The sequence below is a fragment of the Flavobacterium psychraerolatum genome (assembly GCF_025960985.1).
Lineage (GTDB): Bacteria > Bacteroidota > Bacteroidia > Flavobacteriales > Flavobacteriaceae > Flavobacterium.
In genome coordinates, this window is the sequence record NZ_JAOQMX010000025.1 from 46,801 (window position 1) to 64,778 (window position 17,978).

Annotated in this window: 15 protein-coding genes; 11 read left to right on the top strand and 4 right to left on the bottom strand. The window is 33.1% G+C overall.

Features of this window, described 5'->3' with window-relative positions; translation table 11 throughout:
- Nucleotides 1-6: 6 nt before the first annotated feature.
- The 4 genes from M2326_RS10600 to M2326_RS10615 form a co-directional block, all read right to left on the bottom strand.
- The gene (locus M2326_RS10600) at nucleotides 7-834 is read right to left on the bottom strand and encodes a hypothetical protein (protein ID WP_264619535.1); all 828 of its coding nucleotides are present in this window, start codon (nucleotides 832-834) and stop codon (nucleotides 7-9) included.
- A gap of 85 nt (nucleotides 835-919) precedes the next feature.
- Entirely contained in the window at nucleotides 920-3,286 is a 2,367-nt protein-coding gene (locus M2326_RS10605) for a beta strand repeat-containing protein (protein ID WP_264619536.1), read from the bottom strand.
- 129 nt (nucleotides 3,287-3,415) lie between these two features.
- Nucleotides 3,416-4,150 (bottom strand): hypothetical protein, encoded by a 735-nt coding sequence (locus M2326_RS10610; RefSeq protein WP_264619537.1) that lies wholly within the window; start codon nucleotides 4,148-4,150, stop codon nucleotides 3,416-3,418.
- Nucleotides 4,151-4,195: 45 nt separating this feature from the next.
- A complete protein-coding gene (locus M2326_RS10615) occupies nucleotides 4,196-5,149 on the bottom strand; it encodes a hypothetical protein (RefSeq protein WP_264619538.1) in 954 nt (317 codons plus the stop codon).
- 446 nt (nucleotides 5,150-5,595) lie between these two features.
- Here M2326_RS10615 and M2326_RS10620 point away from each other — a divergent pair, with 446 nt between their 5' ends.
- The 11 genes from M2326_RS10620 (at nucleotide 5,596) to M2326_RS10670 (ending at nucleotide 17,718) form a co-directional block, all read left to right on the top strand.
- Nucleotides 5,596-6,375, top strand: coding sequence for an O-methyltransferase (locus tag M2326_RS10620; protein ID WP_264619539.1), 780 nt, complete (start codon nucleotides 5,596-5,598; stop codon nucleotides 6,373-6,375).
- A gap of 15 nt (nucleotides 6,376-6,390) precedes the next feature.
- Nucleotides 6,391-7,020, top strand: coding sequence for a carbonic anhydrase (locus tag M2326_RS10625; RefSeq protein WP_264619540.1), 630 nt, complete (start codon nucleotides 6,391-6,393; stop codon nucleotides 7,018-7,020).
- A gap of 109 nt (nucleotides 7,021-7,129) precedes the next feature.
- Complete coding sequence (locus tag M2326_RS10630) at nucleotides 7,130-7,819, top strand: ABC transporter ATP-binding protein (protein WP_264619541.1); 690 nt, start codon at nucleotides 7,130-7,132, stop codon at nucleotides 7,817-7,819.
- A gap of 93 nt (nucleotides 7,820-7,912) precedes the next feature.
- Complete coding sequence (locus M2326_RS10635) at nucleotides 7,913-8,482, top strand: cob(I)yrinic acid a,c-diamide adenosyltransferase (protein ID WP_264619542.1); 570 nt, start codon at nucleotides 7,913-7,915, stop codon at nucleotides 8,480-8,482.
- 164 nt (nucleotides 8,483-8,646) lie between these two features.
- Nucleotides 8,647-8,868, top strand: a complete 222-nt coding sequence (locus M2326_RS10640) for a DUF2795 domain-containing protein (protein WP_007138072.1) — start codon at nucleotides 8,647-8,649, stop codon at nucleotides 8,866-8,868.
- Between the two features lie 89 nt (nucleotides 8,869-8,957).
- Nucleotides 8,958-12,305, top strand: coding sequence for a preprotein translocase subunit SecA (gene secA / locus M2326_RS10645; protein WP_264619543.1), 3,348 nt, complete (start codon nucleotides 8,958-8,960; stop codon nucleotides 12,303-12,305).
- Nucleotides 12,306-12,710: 405 nt separating this feature from the next.
- Nucleotides 12,711-14,156, top strand: a complete 1,446-nt coding sequence (locus M2326_RS10650; protein WP_264619544.1) for a nucleotidyltransferase family protein — start codon at nucleotides 12,711-12,713, stop codon at nucleotides 14,154-14,156.
- A 3-nt stretch (nucleotides 14,157-14,159) separates the two neighbouring features.
- Nucleotides 14,160-15,320: a DGQHR domain-containing protein gene (locus tag M2326_RS10655; RefSeq protein WP_264619545.1), complete on the top strand. Its 1,161-nt coding sequence runs from the start codon at nucleotides 14,160-14,162 to the stop codon at nucleotides 15,318-15,320.
- 161 nt (nucleotides 15,321-15,481) lie between these two features.
- Nucleotides 15,482-16,414, top strand: a complete 933-nt coding sequence (locus M2326_RS10660) for a DUF2806 domain-containing protein (protein ID WP_264619546.1) — start codon at nucleotides 15,482-15,484, stop codon at nucleotides 16,412-16,414.
- Nucleotides 16,415-16,441: 27 nt separating this feature from the next.
- A complete protein-coding gene (locus tag M2326_RS10665) occupies nucleotides 16,442-16,810 on the top strand; it encodes a hypothetical protein (RefSeq protein ID WP_264619547.1) in 369 nt (122 codons plus the stop codon).
- Nucleotides 16,807-17,718, top strand: coding sequence for a hypothetical protein (locus M2326_RS10670; RefSeq protein ID WP_264619548.1), 912 nt, complete (start codon nucleotides 16,807-16,809; stop codon nucleotides 17,716-17,718). Before M2326_RS10665 ends, M2326_RS10670 begins: the two co-directional genes overlap by 4 nt.
- The last annotated feature ends 260 nt before the right edge of the window (nucleotides 17,719-17,978 follow it).

Sequence of the window (17,978 nt, forward strand, 5' to 3'; positions counted from 1 at the left end):
ATTTAATTATATACCCCAAAAAGTTTTTGAATCACTCTCAATTTCTTGATATTGTGTTGCGGCGATATCTGTTTTATACATTATTAATTCATTAAAACCAGTAGTTGCATAATTAATAGTACCATCACCTGCTGCCCAACAAATTGCAAAATTTTCAGTCCGAGTACATCTTCCTGATGTATGTGTTCCGTTAAAGCGTTCTACTAATGTTGAACGGACAATCGCGTTGGTTGCTGTTTTTATAAAAGTATAGATATCCCAAAAACCGGCTTTCCCGCTATTATTAAAAGATCGAGGATTATTACAACAAAAACCGGGATCAAAATAGAGACTTCCATCACTCCAGTTAACATGTGAAGACCAACGATCACTACCTGTCAATACACCAAAGGAGTGTTGATTTCTGTTTGTTGCTCTCATTGTTCCAATTACAGTACCTTGAACACCATTAGTAGTTACAACTTGAATACCACCACCTGAAACAGTTAAAAAATCATTTATTCCATCACCTTGAAAATAGGGTAGAACAGTATTTGTGTAAAATACAGGTTGGAAAAGTATATTTGTTTGAACTGCATTTCTTCCTAAACCACTTTGATCATACCAAATAGTAACATATACTTCACTTGTACCTCGCCAAGCATCAATAGCTGCAACATCAACAATGTCATTATCTGCCCAACCAAAATCTTTTTCCTCATCAATCAGAACTCCAGCAATACGAGCTTTTCTCAATCTAATTAAAGGACCTTCATAGTCACTTTCTAACACTCGCATCGAAAAAGCAAAACTAATATTATCTAATTTTTCATCGAGAATATGTAGTGGTTTCATTGTGGGAAACTGATTGTAGTTTGCTATTTGACTGTAGCCAGATAACGAACATAAAAAAAGTATATTTAGAATAAAGCTTTTCATACTATTTTTTTAAGTCTCCTGTTAGATGAGCTGTATTAGTAGCAGTAATTATAAGACCTACTCCAGCATCCTTACCAGCAGTCTTAAAACGTGATAATCTATTTAATATGGTAGCTCCTCCTGCAATTGTTACGTTCCCTATCCCTGTTTGATAAATACTTACATTATAGCCAATGGTCAAGCCTGTTGGTACTGTAAGGGTAACTGCTGCTGCACTATTAAAAGTAAAAACTTTTCCGTTATCTGCAGCTACTAATGTGTAATTTGCTGTTTTAGGTACGACGATTACTACAGCGGATAAATAAGCACCTCCATCAGTACCTGCTGTTATTTGATTATTAGCGTTGGCACTTACAACTTTGGCAGTACCTCCACTATTACTTAATGTGATATCTCCTGTTGCTGAAGCCCCTATTGATTGGCTTAGCGTTTGAAGTTCATTAGTGACACTTCCATCAATTTCTGTTCCTGTAATTAAATAAGGAGAAGCGGTTGTTCCTGCTCCCGAAATTGCATTAATTCCTGCTGCAGTAACTTTGGTCTCAGAACCATCTGCAATTGGTAAGGCAATTGCTGTAGAAGCCACGCCGTTGACAGTACTTGTGATAGCTCCAGAAGCGATGCTCAGCGCATTTGAATTAACAATCGGTGCAGATTTTGCACCTCCTGAGTCTGTTACTGTTAAAGTATTTACAGAAGAGGCAACACTTGTATTAATTTCATTTGTTATACTTCCGTCAACTTCTGTTCCTGTAATTAAATAAGGAGAAGCGGTTGTCCCTGCTCCAGAAATTGCATTAATTCCTGCTGCAGTAACTTTAGTCTCAGAACCATCTGCAATTGGTAAGGCAATTGCTGTAGAAGCCACGCCGTTTACTGTACTTGTGATAGCTCCAGAAGCGATGCTCAGCGCATTTGAATTAACAATCGGTGCAGATTTTGCACCTCCTGAGTCTGTTACTGTTAAAGTATTTACAGAAGAGGCAACACTTGTATTAATTTCATTTGTTACACTTCCGTCAACTTCTGTTCCTGTAATTAAATAAGGTGAAGCGGTTGTCCCTGCTCCCGAAATTGAATTGATTCCTGCTGCAGTAACTTTGGTTTCAGAACCATTAGCAACTGGTAAGGTAATCGCTGTAGAAGCCACGCCGTTTACTGTACTTGTGATAGCTCCAGAAGTGATGCTAAGCGCATTTGAATTAACAATCGGTGCAGATTTTGCACCTCCTGAGTCTGTTACTGTTAAAGTATTTACAGAAGAGGCAACACTTGTATTAATTTCATTTGTTACACTTCCGTCAACTTCTGTTCCTGTAATTAAATAAGGAGAAGCGGTTGTCCCTGCTCCAGAAATTGAATTGATTCCTGCCACAGTAACTTTGGTTTCAGAACCATTAGCAACTGGTAAGGTAATCGCTGTAGAAGCCACGCCGTTTACTGTACTTGTGATAGCTCCAGAAGTGATGCTCAGCGTATTTGAATTAACAATCGGTGCAGATTTTGCACCTCCTGAGTCTGTTACTGTTAAAGTATTTACAGAAGAGGCAACACTTGTATTAATTTCATTTGTTATACTTCCGTCAACTTCTGTTCCTGTAATTAAATAAGGTGAAGCGGTTGTCCCTGCTCCCGAAATTGTATTGATTCCTGCCACAGTAACTTTAGTCTCAGAACCATTAGCGCTATTAATCCAACTTGTTCCAGTTGCAGTTGACGATAACACCTGACCAGCAGTACCAGCAGAATTACTTTTATCCAGCAATTTACCTTGCAATTCTAGCGTTTGGTTAACAATTACAACAGTATTACCGGTAGTAGGTTCATCAATTTTCATCGCTTCTACACCCCCTACAGTAAATCCAATTTCATCTGCTGCGGGACTGTACATCCCTGTATTGGTGTCGTCTTTAAAACGGAAGGCAGGTTCGTTTTCTGTTCCGTCGGAATTCAGTATTCCTTGAGCACCAATTGCACCACTAACTTCAAATTTATTAGTAGGACTGTTTGTTCCTACGCCCAATCTATTATTCGTACTATCCCAAAATAATTGCGAATTATTTTCGGTAGGTAAACCATTTGCACCTGCAAAAAACACAGAACCTGTAGTACCTTTATGCTCCATAATAAGCCAACCACTTACATCATCATAAATTTTTACTGTTGATGGTGTTGTACTGCTATCATACCAAACATCACCCTCAAATGGGTTGGATGGTGCAGTAGCTGAAGTTGTTACTTTATTATTGACAACATTTATTTTTGTTCCTTTTTGATTAATTACAGTAACTTCTTGTGCAATAGCTATTTGCACAAAAAACAAACATAAGGAAAATAATAAAAACTGCTTGATATTTTTATAAAACATTTATACTTATTATTATTAATCTAAAAAAGGTATTGGATAATCTAGTTTTCCTTGTTTTGAAGAGTTGATTTTTTATAATCAACTCTTCATGTATTCAAACAAGAAATAATTTTTTTTAAGTAATTTATATTACTGAATCCATTGTACTTCAAACACGTCACCTTTATAAATAGCCCAGTCATTTGGAGCTAAAGCAGTTGTATCTAAAGTAACAACACCACCAGTAGCGATTGTATAATCTACATTAGCTCTTAATTTTGCTCCATTTCTATATACCCACACTTTTTCATAAGCCAATGGTATAGTAATATCTGTAAGTGTTGGTTGAGTAGCATCAGCGGCTGCAGCTACTTCTAAATGACCACCTTTTACTAAATCTGTAACTAATAATTTTTGAATCTCACCTGTTTTTTCATCTCTAATCAAAACTGTCCAACCAGTTTCCGTAGCAGCTGTGCCAGTACCCGATATGGTTGTTCCATTAGAACCAATAGATTGCGTAGTTGCAGCTGTGGCAGCGGCTGTAGTAGGTGCTACTAATTTTAAACCATCTAATGAAAATATCTTTCCTGTTGCATCAATGTAAGTGTTATCAGATAAAGTACCACCAAGTTGCCAAGTTGATACAATACCTCCGTCTGGAGTTGCATCTGTAAGCAAAGTCAAACCATTTTTAACTTGCAAGAACTTTTTAGTTCCCTTGTTGTCAACAACTCTAATAGTTCCATTAAGTACTTTAGATTTACTTGCATCTTCTGTTTTTGTCACATCCCCTGTAACTTTTTGTGCACTAACCGCACCAACTGATAACATACATATTGCTACCAATCCTAATTTCAACTTGTTTTGTAAACTTTTTTTCATTTTCGATTTATTTAAATTTATATATTTGGGTTTTATTATTTTCTTTTAATAAAATTGAACTATTCTAATTTTATCACCTTGATAGCAAATTGCTTCTGCTTCTAGCTCTATAGTAGTAGTATTCACAACCGTAAAAGCAATTCGAACGCCATTACGATACACGTCAATTTGTTTTGGATTTGCTATTGGATAAGGTGGAGAAAACTGACTTTGACCATTGGTTGCAGTAATAACAATTTCTTCTTCTCTTAATAATGCAGAAGCTTCAATTCTTTTTAAGGTACCTGTTGCTTTATTAACAACAATGATATTATTTGCATCTATATCAATTGTATCCTCCAAGCCAGTAATCGCTAATGTATTTGAGCCATTTGTTGTTATTGTAGTTTCTTTGGTCAAAGTACCACCTAGTTGAATTGTATTGCCCGCATCAATTGTTAAACCGTTTGCTACTGAAACTTTAGAATTGGCTGTATAATTAGCCCAAGTTGTTCCATTATAAATATAAATATCCCCATTGGTTTCATCTATATAAATATCCCCAATTTTAGGACTTAAATCTACTTGAGAATTTGGATTTCCCAAGCCACTTTTAGGATTTGAATTTATTGGTATCCAAGTACTACCATTCCAAACACTTATAATATCTCTAGCTTTTGAATTGTTAACCCAGAAATCACCTATATTGTTTATAGTTGGAGCTACCGTTGCTGTTGTAACAGCTGTTCCATTAACACATAAACTTTTCCAAGATACTTCTTGAAACATAAAAATACATTTCTCGTCTGTATTATATATTAATGCTCCATGCAAAGGAATTATGGCATTCATCTGAGCTGAAGTCAATCTACTTAATACCAAAACCTTATTAGTACTTTCTAATTCTAATAAGGAATTACCATTAATTACAGATGGATTATCTCCTATCTTAACTTGTGCACTTACACAGGAAGAAATTAGAGTTAATAATAGTAAAACATTAGATTTATTTAAAGTCATCTACAAGTTAATTATCGATCAAATGTAATAATTTATCGTCAAAAAGCATATTTTTTATTTTTTTTATAAAATAAAAATAAATAAAAAAGTAAAAATTGCCTTATTTGAGTAACCCCAATAATTAAAACACACAGTAAAATAGCTACATACAGTAAAATTATAATGAATCATAACAAATTTGTTAAACTATAAAAACATAAAAAAAATCTTATAGTAAAAAACCTTAATTATTTAAAACTCATTTAAAAAAATACTACAAATTTGCTTCAAAAATTTGTTTGCTCTTAAATTTAATATCCATTTGAGAATATTGCATAACTACACATTCAATACTAATTTTAATGTTTCCTTTTAAGAAGTAGGTAAATTATCAGGTTTGATTACCAATTGATTTTTGTACTTAATATCACTACCTTCGGACTTTTTTGAAAAATATCTTATTTGCTATGCTATTCCAAATAAAATCATACCTCCAGTTTTTTTGGTATTCCAAAAATGAGCATGCAGTTCATTCTCCTTTTGTTTTCACTTTGATTACAAAATGTTTTTATGATACAAAGACAAAAAGTGATTACACCACTCTAAAACAATTTCGAAAAAAACTACTTGATAACACCAAAAGCATCGAAATTGTTGATTTCGGAGCTGGTTCGAAGGTTTTTCAGTCCAATCATCGCATTATAGCACAAATAGCAAAGACGGCTGGAATAAAATCTAAAAGAGCCGAATTATTATATCGCATTAGTAGTTATTTCGAACCAAAAAACATATTAGAACTAGGAACTTCATTAGGGTTGGCTACCTCTGCTTTGGCAATAGGAAATCCAAAAGCGACTATAACGACACTAGAGGGTTGTTCGCAAACAGCCGCACAAGCACAATTACAGTTCACAAAATTTGGTTTGAAAAATATCCAAACTGTAGTGGGTGAGTTTGAAGCTTCATTTGAGAAATTATCTATTGAAAAGGAAACTTTTGACCTTATTTATTTTGACGGTAACCATTCAAAAAAAGCTACTTTAGCCTATTTTGAACAGTTGCTCTCTACGATTACCAATGACACTGTTTGGATTTTTGATGACATTCATTGGTCCAAAGAGATGGAAGAAGCTTGGAATACTATTAAACAACATTCCAAGGTAACTGCTACTATTGATACTTTTCAATGGGGATTGGTTTTCTTTCGAAGAGAACAACCCAAAGAGCATTTTATTATTAGAACCTAAATTTAAAATTTCATTATGAATATTGAGCAAATTTTCGAAAACAATAAAAAATGGGTTGCCAAGCAACTTCAAACTAATGAACATTATTTTGATGAACTAGGCAAAGGACAAAATCCAGAATTTTTATATATTGGTTGTTCCGATAGTCGTGTTTCTGCTGAGGAATTGATGGGTTTACAACCCGGAAATGTATTCGTTCACCGAAACATTGCAAACATGGTCCCCAATACCGATCTCAATTCGATGTCGGTAATTAATTACGCAGTCATGCATCTCAAGGTGAACCATATTGTAGTATGTGGTCACTATGGTTGTGGTGGTGTACATGCAGCCATGCAACAATCTGATTTAGGAATTTTGAATCCTTGGTTAAGAAATATTCGTGATGTATACAGAATTCACCGCAAAGAATTGGATGTCTTAACGAATGAAGAGGATAAATACAAAAGATTGGTAGAGCTAAATGTTCAAGAGCAGTGCATCAACATCATAAAAACTGCCGAGGTTCAAAAAGCCAATACAGAGCGAAGTTTAAAAGTATACGGATGGATATTTGACATTCATACTGGAAATCTAATAGACCTCAATATTGATTTTGATGCTATATTAAAGGATATTATGGCGATTTATAAAATTACAGATTAGTTTTTCTATTTTATATCTACTAATCTATTTCCGAGCAATTTCCGTATAATTAAAAAGTCTTTTGTACTTTTAAAAAGTAGAAAAATAAATTCATTAACAGATGACAGCAATGGCAAACCCATTAATAAAAATATCAAATATCAAACGTAATTTTGCCTTGGGTGAAGAAACCGTTTACGTGCTCAAAGGCATTGATTTGGAAATTAACAAAGGTGAATATGTTGCTTTGATGGGGCCGTCTGGTTCAGGAAAATCGACTTTAATGAATCTTTTGGGTTGTCTGGATACACCCACCTCTGGGAATTACGTTTTAAATGGAAAAGATGTTAGCAAAATGAAAGATGATGAGTTGGCAGGTATTCGAAACAAAGAAATTGGTTTTGTATTTCAAACCTTCAACTTACTACCTCGCATGGATGCTATCGACAATGTTGCACTACCAATGATTTATGCAGGTTTTGTTAAATCAGACCGAAAGAAAAGAGCCGAAGAAGTATTAACACAAGTAGGACTTGCTGATCGTATGGACCACCAACCCAACCAACTTTCTGGTGGGCAAAGGCAAAGAGTTGCCATCGCGAGAGCATTGGTTAACAAACCATCTATTATTCTTGCCGATGAGCCTACAGGAAATCTTGATAGTAAAACGTCTGTTGAAATTATGGCGCTTTTTGACGAAATTCATGCAAACGGTAATACAGTTATACTAGTAACACATGAGGAAGATATCGCAGAACATGCCAATAGAATTATTCGATTAAGAGATGGGTTAGTCGAAAGCGATACCCTCAAAAGTTAGAAGTTATAAATTAGAGTTTATGAGTTATGAGTTAAAAGCTGGAGTATGTGAGACCTAATTATAATCCTTTTCAAAATCCTAAATAGTTAAAAAATGAAAATATATACCAAAACCGGTGACGGTGGAACCACAGCACTTTTTGGAGGTACTCGCGTTCCTAAAGATCACATACGAATAGATAGTTATGGTACTGTAGACGAGTTAAATTCATATATAGGATTGATTCGTGATCAAGATATAGACACACATTATAAGGAAGTATTGATCGAAATTCAGGACCGCCTTTTTACGGTGGGCGCAATTTTGGCTACTCCTCCCGAAAAGGAACTTTTAAAAAATGGACAACCGCGATTAAAGAATCTTGGTATCATTGAAAGTGATCTTCAATTATTAGAAAATGAAATTGATACAATGGAGTTTACTTTACCTCCTATGACGCATTTTGTGTTACCGGGTGGACATACTACAGTGTCATATTGTCATATAGCACGCTGTGTTTGTCGAAGAGCCGAACGCCTAGCAGTACATTTAAACCATGATGAACCTATTGAAGAACTGACGATTCACTACCTAAACCGACTTTCTGACTACCTTTTTGTCTTGGCACGAAAGTTGAGTTTTGACTTAAACGCTGAAGAAGTGAAATGGATACCGAGAAAATAATTAGGAGTTATAAATTAGGAGTTTTGAGTGTAATTTTTCAATAATTTATAACTTATAATTCAAAACTCAAAAACGACGTTCTTAATTTTATTATAAAAAAAACTTTTTTTACTTGTATTTTTCAGTAAAAAATTTATTTTTGCAAAAACTAAATCAATAAAAAGATGTATTGGACATTAGAATTAGCATCCTACCTAAGTGATGCACCATGGCCTGCTAACAAAGACGAACTTATTGACTACGCTATACGTGCAGGAGCACCGTTAGAAGTGGTAGAAAACCTTCAGTCTATTGAAGACGAAGGCGAGATATATGAATCAATGGAAGAAATTTGGCCTGATTACCCAACTGACGAAGATTATCTTTGGAATGAGGACGAATATTAGAAAATAAAGCAAAGAAAAAAGTCTCAATCCGAGGCTTTTTTTTTGGTTAAACATAGGAACAAAAAAACAATTTAGCAATATAAACTATTATGAGTTTTATAAACAGCATTCTAAAAGCCTTTGTTGGAGACAAATCCGAGAAAGATGTTAAGGCATTACAGCCTTATCTTAAGAAAATAAAATCGTTTGAAAGCACTTTAATCACATTATCACATGATGATTTAAGAGCCCGAACATATTATTTCAAAAATCAAATCAAAGAAGCACGTACTGCTATTGACGATAAAATAAATTCGTTAAAAGAAGAAGTTGAAGCTACTGAAGACATTGATCAAAGAGAAGATCTTTACGAAAAAATCGATGCGCTTGAAAAAGAAGCTTATGAGATTTCTGAAAAAACATTGCTTGAAATTCTTCCAGAAGCTTTTGCAGTTGTAAAAGAAACAGCAAGACGTTTCAAAGACAATGCTCAAATTACAGTAACGGCTACAGAGCAAGATAGAGTTTTCTCTGCCTTGAAACCTTACGTTTCTATTGAAGGAGATAAATCGGTTTGGCAAAACCAATGGAATGCTGCTGGTAAAGCTATCACTTGGGATATGATTCACTACGACGTTCAGTTGATTGGTGGTATGGTATTGCACCAAGGTAAAGTAGCCGAAATGCAAACGGGAGAGGGAAAAACATTAGTGGCTACCCTACCAATGTACTTGAATGCCTTGACAGGAAACGGAGTACACTTGGTAACTGTGAATGATTACTTGGCAAAACGTGATAGTACTTGGAAAGCACCATTGTTCGAATTTCACGGTATGACTGTGGATTGTATTGACAATCATCAACCAAGCTCTGACGGAAGAAAAGCAGCCTACAACGCAGACATTACTTATGGGACCAATAACGAATTTGGTTTTGACTACCTAAGAGACAACATGACCCATTCACCAGATGATTTGGTTCAACGCAAACATAATTTTGCGATTGTCGATGAGGTCGATTCTGTTTTAATTGATGATGCTAGAACACCATTGATTATTTCTGGACCAGTTCCTCAAGGAGACCGTCATGAATTTAATGAATTGAAACCAAAAATCGAAAACCTAGTGACCTTACAACGTCAACTAGCAAACGGTTTTTTGTCTGAAGCTAAAAAATTAATCAAAGAGGGTAACACCAAAGAAGGTGGTGTATTATTGTTGAGAGCTTACAGAAGTTTGCCAAGAAACAAAGCCTTGATTAAATTCTTAAGTGAAGAAGGAATCAAACAATTGCTTCAAAAAACGGAAAATAGCTACATGCAGGACAACAACCGTGAAATGCATAAGATTGATGAAGCATTGTACTTTGTTATCGAAGAAAAAAACAATCAAGTTGAATTGACAGACAACGGTATCAAATACCTTTCTGGAGATACAGATGCAGATTTCTTTGTACTTCCAGATATTGGAACAGAGATTGCCCGCATTGAAAAGAAAAACCTAGACAAAGATGCTGAAGCAGATGAAAAAGAACATTTGTTCCAAGATTTTAGCATTAAGAGTGAGCGTATTCATACCTTAACACAATTGTTAAAAGCGTATTCTTTGTTCGAAAAAGATGTAGAATACGTAATCATGGACAACAAAATCATGATTGTCGATGAGCAAACAGGTCGTATCATGGACGGTCGTCGTTATTCTGACGGATTACACCAAGCGATTGAAGCCAAAGAGAACGTAAAAATCGAAGCCGCTACTCAAACTTTTGCAACGGTAACTTTGCAAAACTATTTCAGAATGTACAACAAATTAGGTGGTATGACTGGAACAGCGGTGACTGAAGCTGGAGAGCTTTGGGAAATCTATAAATTGGATGTTGTTGAAATTCCGACAAACAGACCAATGGCAAGACACGATAAAGAAGATTTCATCTACAAAACGACACGTGAGAAATTCAACGCCGTTATCGAGGATGTAACCGAATTATCAAAAGCAGGTCGTCCAGTATTAATTGGAACAACCTCTGTAGAAATCTCCGAATTATTAAGCCGTATGCTTAAAATGAGAGGGGTTACTCATAACGTTTTGAATGCCAAAATGCACAAACAAGAGGCGCAAATCGTAGAAGATGCAGGAAAACCAGGAGTCGTTACTATTGCCACCAATATGGCGGGTCGTGGAACGGATATCAAATTATCTGCTGAGGTTAAAGCAGCAGGTGGATTGGCAATTGTAGGTACAGAACGTCATGATTCTCGTCGTGTAGACCGTCAGTTACGTGGTCGTGCAGGACGTCAAGGAGATGTGGGAAGTTCTCAATTCTACGTTTCGCTAGAAGACAACTTAATGCGTTTGTTTGGATCAGAAAGAGTAGCCAAAGTAATGGACAGAATGGGACTAGAAGAAGGAGAAGTAATCCAACACTCTATGATGACCAAGTCTATTGAGCGCGCTCAAAAGAAAGTCGAAGAAAATAACTTTGGTGTTCGTAAGCGTTTATTAGAGTATGATGATGTAATGAATGCACAACGTGAAGTAGTGTACAAACGTCGTCGTCACGCTTTGTTTGGAGAACGCTTGAAATTGGATATCGCCAATATGCTGTATGATACCTGCGAAGTGGTAGTTCAAAGTAGTAAAGCAACAAATGACTTCAAAGCATTTGAATTTGATACAATTCGTTATTTCTCTATCACTTCCCCAGTGAGCGAAGCTGAATTTGTAAAACTAACAGACATTGAATTAACAGGTAAAATTTACAAAGAAGCATTAAAATATTATACCGAGAAAACAGAACGTAGCGCTAGAGAAGCTTACCCTATCATTGCAGGAGTTTACGAAGACATAAGTAACAGTTACGAACGTATTGTCGTTCCGTTCACAGATGGTGTAAAATCACTGAACGTAGTAACAGACCTTAAAAAAGCATACGATTCACAAGGAAAACAATTAGTAGCTGATTTTGAAAAAAATATCACACTATCGATAGTTGATGAAGCTTGGAAAAAACATTTACGCAAAATGGACGAATTGAAACAATCGGTTCAATTGGCAGTTCACGAGCAAAAAGACCCATTGCTTATCTACAAATTCGAAGCCTTTAACTTGTTCACAGGAATGCTTAACGGTATCAACAAAGAAGTGATTTCTTTCCTTTTCAAAGGAGATTTACCTCAGCAGTCGGCTCCAGAGATCATTCATGAAGCAATAGAATTACCTCGTCCAAAAGAAAATTTAACCATTCAAAAAGACGAAATCGTTTCTAGCGAAGCTGCCAATCGTGAAGCTGGCGATACACAACAACGTCAAGTGACAGAAACGATCACTCGTGATATGCCAAAAATCAATCGCAATGACACCGTTACTATTCAAAATGTAGCTAGTGGACAAACGCAAGAGATGAAATATAAAAAAGCAGAAACATTAGTTGCAACAGGCCAATGGGTTGTTGTTAAATAATACTTCTCTTTTACAGAAGGCTAAATCCCCAATTACGAAAGTAGTTGGGGATTTTTTTGTGATTTGTTTTTTGCTTTCTTTTGTAGCAGTAGGATTGGTTTTCATAATAACTTCTGCTCCCGCTATGCGTTGCAATCTCTTGTATTTGCTATCGCAATACAAGAGGATTTTCACTACTATCGGGGCTAGTTAGAGCGATTTTGTTTTCATAATTATGATTTTGAAAATGTCTTACAAATAGAACGTATTTTTGATAGTTTGTAAGAATTATTTATTACATTTGATTTAACAATAAAGCGAAATAAACATTCGCCAAGCCACCTAATTTTGGGTGTATATACGAAGGTTTGTTTCGACTATATAGAAGTTAGCTGTAATCATAAATAACACCACACTAAAAACTAAATGAGAGCAATTGCAGATAAATTAATTAGGATTGAAAAAATAGTCATAAAATTTGAGGATTTTCGAGAAGAATTTATTGCTTGCGAGGCAAGACTAAAAAAAGTACTTTCTGATATTATTCAGGATTATGCAGAAGAATTTAATTTATCTAAACACAATAGTGTCAGAAAGTTAAAATTCTATAGTGTTGTTTCTAGAGTTAAAGAATCAAATAGTTTGTCTGAAAAACTAATTAGAAACAATGATTATAACGAATTTGATTTAATTTTAGAAGATATAGAAAACTTTAATCAACTTGAGCTTAAATCCAAACTGAAAGAAGTTGATGATATTATTGGGATCAAAATTTTAACGGATTTAAATATTGACACAATCAATATGTATAAGTTAATTAGTTCGTCAAATTTTATCACAAATGCTAAAAGTAAAGGCATTGAATTAAATGAAGATGATCTAAAAAAACAACCAGTTCGAATGCAAAATGGTTTAAACATATATAAAATAAGATGTCAATTTGAAGATTGGAAGTTTGAACTGCAAATCAAAAGCAAACTTGAATCAGCTTGGGGAGACATGGAACACTCAATCTTTTATAAAGATTACAAAGTAACACCTGTCAGGGATCTAGCACAACAATCAATGAATCATATCGGGAAACTATTAATTGAAATTGATGGCTTTCTTCAAGAAATTAGAAATGCTAATGATAATTTTTCAATTAATTCAAGAGTTATTTTATTCATCAACCAATTTGAAGAAAATTTTTCAAAAACAATTCGAGAAAAACTCAATGGAATATCGTATAATTTTAAAAAAATTGCTTCAATCTGTTATAACATAAGTCAGGTAAATGGAAATATTTTAGACAATCCTGATATTAACACAGAATATCAATCGTTAGAAATTGAAAAATTTAGTTCTTATATTAAATACCGAAATGAAAATTTTGACCTTCAGATTTTTGAATCAATAATTCTCTCAAATCTTGACACACCTATAGATCAAAACAATTTACAGAATAACTTAGATAATTATTTCAATTTAATAAAACAATCATATATTAAAATGATTATTGAAAATAGACTAATTCAGGATGAAGAATTAGCATCTTTCATTGTTGAAACCATTTTTAAAGCTTGTTTAAGTTATGATTGTAAAGAATATATCTTAAACACTAAGAATTTATACAATCACATTGATAATTTAAAAATTCTAATAGATGCAATTGAAGTTTTAGAATTAGAACAATACTTAATTGAACAAATCATTTCAGTTTACTCAATTTTTACTTTTAATGGTAACATTTCTGAATATTGTCAAACCATCGACAAAGATCAATTAACACAAAAACTTGAGCAAACAAAAAGTGAAATAGAAAAATTATCTATTGACTCCAAAAGTTCAATCACATCAAATCTGTCTAAACTAATAAGTAGCTTAAATTAAATTATGAATTTCCCAGGTATCAAATATAAGCAATCAAAGTATGATCTAGTTTCAACTGTATTACCATTCGGTCTAACTAACCGCATAAGTAAAACTCTAATATATGGCATTAATGAGGGTGGATATCAAAGAGCCCAAGATGAAAAACATTTCTTAAACATTAAAAAATACATTGAAACAAAAGATTTTATATTTCCTAATTCAATCATCTTAGCGATTGATGAATCAAGATTAAAAGATATTGTCACTGAGGAGAAAGGTGATGGTATTATTTATTTAAATTTTGAAAAAATTGATGGTCAGATTTTTAGAGTTGTGGATGGTCAACACAGACTATTAGGTCTAGAAAATGCATTAAAAAATGATCCCTCTTTAAATGACTTGGGTTTACAAATATCCATAATCATTACTCCTGAAAACAAAAGATCTATCGAAATGGAAATATTTAGTAACATAAACTCAAAAGCAAAAAGATTAAAAACTGACTTAATTGAACTTGCAAAATATGATTACAGAATCATAGAAAACAAAATAGGTAAAAGTGAATTAAACCAACATATTGCCATAAATACAGCATATTACCTGAATGAAGATTTCACTTTAGAAAATGTTTGGCAAAATGCGATAAAAATTGATATACATTCTGAACATAAAATTGGAATTATAGGAGTGAAAGCATTTAGTGAGGCTATTTCAGGAATTATAACAAGTTACATCAATAAGAATTCTAAAATTGTCAGTTCATTGGAAAATCAAGAATTAATAGACTTTTCAAGAAACTCGGCTAAAGAAATTAGTGATTTTATTATTGAATCTTGGAAAATTGTAAATAAGAAATGGCCAAATGCTTTTCTTGATCCGCATAAAGTTATTGATATTGATACTCAATACAAATCAATCGTTTACAATCCAAGTTTCTATATTCAAAAAACTTTAGGTTGCAAATCAATAAATTATATCATTTCTGACTTATTAAAAAAACATTTTGAAAACACTTTCAATAATGATGTTTTATCCAATTTCGAAGAAATCATCTTTAAAAGTAAGCTAAATGATTATGATTGGATTTTAGGTAAAACTTTAAGCGGGATTAGTTCAGAATCCGGATTTAATAAAGTCTCAAAAATAATAAAGAACGAGGAAGATTTCGTACGTAAAGAATAAAATGACTACAGCTAACAGCCATTTTGAGCTAGCTGGAATTTAGTGGAATTATCGTTTCGCATCAAGTTTTCCTTAAGCCGAAAATTGAGCGGTTACGAACTTCCAGCCATCTCAAAGTGGCAAAACGTTGGCAGTAATTATAAAAAACCGAAGGATAACAAATGGGATTAATCAAATTTGAAGGAAAACCAATTGAAAAACTAATTGATGTAATTAGCCAAGGAATTGGTACATTATACAAACCAAGATCAATTAGAAAAGAAGCTGAAGCAGAGGCTTATAAAATTGTAATAATTGAAAAAGCGAAGGCAAATGCTCTTGCTGAAGGTAAATTAATTGATTTAGAACTTTATGAAAATATTCAAGAAAGAATAATTCATCAAGAAACTAGAAAACAACTAAATATTGATAATATTGCTCAAATTGCTGCAAATCAATTAAATCAAGAAGAGGAAGTTTCTAATGAAAACGTGGAAAATGATTGGACTACAAGATTTTTCAATATTGCTGAAGATATTTCTGACGAAGAAATGCAAAATCTTTGGGGTAGAATACTTGCAGGCGAAATTAAACAGCCAAAGTCATTTTCATTAAGAACTTTAGAACTTTTAAAAAACTTGTCTAAAGAAGAAGCAGAAATTTTTACAAAATTTTCCAATCTTAAACTTGTTGTTGGAAACACAAGTATGGTTTTCAATCAAGATAACGGAAAATTTTTGGAAGATGAATTCGGTATTAAATTTACAGATAGATTATTACTTACTGAACTTGGTCTTTTGTCAAGTGAAAATAATCTAGAATTTTCCTTTTATGCTACTGAACAGAATAATAGAATGGATGTTATTGAATATGGAAATAAAGCTATTGTGCTTAATAGACCAGAAAACACACCGAAACAAGCTATTCAAGTGCTAGTATTTACAAAAGCTGGCATAGAATTATCAAAACTAATTGAACAAGAAACAAATGTAAATTACATTAAAAAAATATGTCCAAATTTTGTACAACAAAATGTAAAAATTGAATACGGAGATTTGGTAAAATTACCTAATGGACAAGTATTGTTATTAAATAAAACAGAATTTAATCAATAAAATAACTACTGCCAACACAGGTTTTGCGTGATTGCGAATTATGTGGTAAATTCACGTTTATCTTTCGCAAGAAATTTTGTAGTAACAGAAAAACCTCGGTTCCGAAGTTCGCAACCACGCAAAGCCTGGGAACGTTGGCAGACAGTTTGGGAAAACGCAGGAGAATTCAATAACTTAATTAATAACAAAATGGAACTAAAAGATTTGATAATTAAATATTATAATTCTGACGATAAAACTGAAAAAGCAGAATTAAGAAGCGAATTACTAAAAAAGAAAACTGAATTAGATTTGCCTGAAGCTTTTCAAATTGCTGTTTTTAGTCATTATACCGCTTATGAAATATCTAAAACGAAAGGATTTTTAGATGCAATGCTTAAATTTTCTTCACAATGATGAAAAAAGGAATAGTTACTTTTATCTTATTGGTAATGAGTATTGTAACATACGGACAAAAGAAAACGCCATTTCTACAAAATATACGTAGCTATATTATAACAGATTCTGACACAATTAAAATCCAACGTTATAATGGTACAGAATATCATAAATTAGTTGCTCTTACTAATAGTCCATACGAAGTTAATAACTACGCTGTTGCTGTTGCTGTAATTAGTATAGAAGCCTATTTAGATGCCAGAAGTAGTGGTCAAATACAAGACAATCCAAATGAAATTGAAAGACGATTTAATAACCTTACTAACATTGCAAAATCATACAAATTAACTTTTAATATAGAAAATTATAGAAAAGAGGCTTCCTATTACAAAACTAAAGAAGATAAAGAAACGGAAAGAATCAAAGAACATAATGATTTAGTTAAAAAAAATGCTGAAATTGAAAAGCAAAGAATTGATAAAATTTACAAGGAAAAAAAACAATCTGACAGCATTTATTATGTAGAACTTAAACAAAAAGCAAAAAATGATTCAATACAATACGTAAACCAAAAAAAGATAAATGATTTAGTTGAAAAAGAACAAAGAAAAAAAGATGCTATAAAACAAATAGCAATAAATAAAAAACAAAAAAAACAAGAGATTGAAATTAAGACCACACGTAAATTAGAAAATGAAAAACGAAGAAATCTTATAATCAATAAATACGGAAAAGAAAACGGAGAAGCTATTTTAAATCATAAAGTTAAAATAGGATGGACAAAATCAATGTGCATCGCTTCATGGGGAAAACCATATGATATTAACCGAACGACAAACGCATATGGAACACAAGAGCAATATGTTTACAGTTTAAAAAAGTATTTATATTTTGAAAATGGAATTTTAACAGGCATTCAAGATTAACGAAAAATAAAACCGATCTGCCAACACACGTTTGGCGCAATTGCGAATTTTGTGGTAAATTCACGTTCACGTTTCGCAAGAAATATTATCTTAGTGGAAAATAATCAGTTCCGAAGTTCGCAACTGACGCCAAGCGCGGGAACGTCAAACTGTCTAAAAACCTCTTTTTTTCAAAATTAATTTTAACCCAAATATTCTTCCTAAATATTTGTACACCAAATGAAATATGCGTAAATTTAACAAGGCTTCGTAGCAAGCTC

Coding starts and splice junctions, on each gene's coding strand:
- M2326_RS10600 (WP_264619535.1), bottom strand. CDS start 834: ATGAAACCACTACATATTCTCGATGAAAAATTAGATAATATTAGTTTT.
- M2326_RS10605 (WP_264619536.1), bottom strand. CDS start 3,286: ATGTTTTATAAAAATATCAAGCAGTTTTTATTATTTTCCTTATGTTTG.
- M2326_RS10610 (WP_264619537.1), bottom strand. CDS start 4,150: ATGAAAAAAAGTTTACAAAACAAGTTGAAATTAGGATTGGTAGCAATA.
- M2326_RS10615 (WP_264619538.1), bottom strand. CDS start 5,149: ATGACTTTAAATAAATCTAATGTTTTACTATTATTAACTCTAATTTCT.
- M2326_RS10620 (WP_264619539.1), top strand. CDS start 5,596: ATGCTATTCCAAATAAAATCATACCTCCAGTTTTTTTGGTATTCCAAA.
- M2326_RS10625 (WP_264619540.1), top strand. CDS start 6,391: ATGAATATTGAGCAAATTTTCGAAAACAATAAAAAATGGGTTGCCAAG.
- M2326_RS10630 (WP_264619541.1), top strand. CDS start 7,130: ATGGCAAACCCATTAATAAAAATATCAAATATCAAACGTAATTTTGCC.
- M2326_RS10635 (WP_264619542.1), top strand. CDS start 7,913: ATGAAAATATATACCAAAACCGGTGACGGTGGAACCACAGCACTTTTT.
- M2326_RS10640 (WP_007138072.1), top strand. CDS start 8,647: ATGTATTGGACATTAGAATTAGCATCCTACCTAAGTGATGCACCATGG.
- secA (WP_264619543.1), top strand. CDS start 8,958: ATGAGTTTTATAAACAGCATTCTAAAAGCCTTTGTTGGAGACAAATCC.
- M2326_RS10650 (WP_264619544.1), top strand. CDS start 12,711: ATGAGAGCAATTGCAGATAAATTAATTAGGATTGAAAAAATAGTCATA.
- M2326_RS10655 (WP_264619545.1), top strand. CDS start 14,160: ATGAATTTCCCAGGTATCAAATATAAGCAATCAAAGTATGATCTAGTT.
- M2326_RS10660 (WP_264619546.1), top strand. CDS start 15,482: ATGGGATTAATCAAATTTGAAGGAAAACCAATTGAAAAACTAATTGAT.
- M2326_RS10670 (WP_264619548.1), top strand. CDS start 16,807: ATGATGAAAAAAGGAATAGTTACTTTTATCTTATTGGTAATGAGTATT.